The sequence below is a fragment of the Streptomyces sp. AC627_RSS907 genome, assembly GCF_019049165.1.
In genome coordinates, this window is record NZ_JAGMUE010001412.1 from 1 (window position 1) to 657 (window position 657).

The 657-nt window shown below is 75.8% G+C and carries 1 protein-coding gene; it reads left to right on the plus strand.

Going from position 1 to position 657, the window contains the following annotated elements:
- Positions 1-61 precede the first annotated feature (61 nt).
- Positions 62-556 (plus strand): DUF3145 domain-containing protein, encoded by a 495-nt coding sequence (locus tag KUM32_RS42175; protein WP_187064311.1) that lies wholly within the window; start codon positions 62-64, stop codon positions 554-556.
- Positions 557-657 lie beyond the last annotated feature (101 nt).

Consider the following 657-nt stretch of genomic DNA (forward strand, 5'->3'; position numbering starts at 1 on the left):
GGCCGGTACGGAACGCGAGGCCGCTGGGGAAGGCGAACCTCGAACCGCACTGGAGGTCCCGGTGACGACACGTGGAGTTCTGTACGTTCACTCCGCCCCGCGCGCGCTGTGCCCGCACGTCGAATGGGCCATCGCGGGCGTGCTCGGCGTGCGCGTCACCCTGGACTGGATCAGACAGCCCGCCGCGCCCGGCACCTGGCGCGCCGAGTTCTCCTGGCAGGGCCAGGCCGGCACCGCGTCCAAGCTCGCCTCCGCGCTGCGCGGTTGGCACCTGCTGCGCTTTGAGGTGACCGCCGAGCCGTGCGCCACGGCCGAGGGTGAGCGCTACAGCTCCACGCCGGAGCTGGGCATCTTCCACGCCGTCACCGGCATGCACGGCGACATCCTGATCCCCGAGGACCGGCTGCGCGCCGCGCTCGGCCGCGCCTCGCGCGGCGAGAGCGAACTCGCCGCGGAACTCACCCGGCTGCTGGGCAAGCCGTGGGACGACGAGCTTGAGCCGTTCCGGTACGCCGGCGAGGGCGCCCCGGTGCGCTGGCTGCACCAGGTCGTCTGAGCCGACACGGCCCGCGGCACGGGCCGCCGGGCGGGCGTGGCGTCGCGCTGTGCGGGCGCGCGCCGCGGGCCGCCGGGGCGCCCGCCCTCCCCGCCGTACGC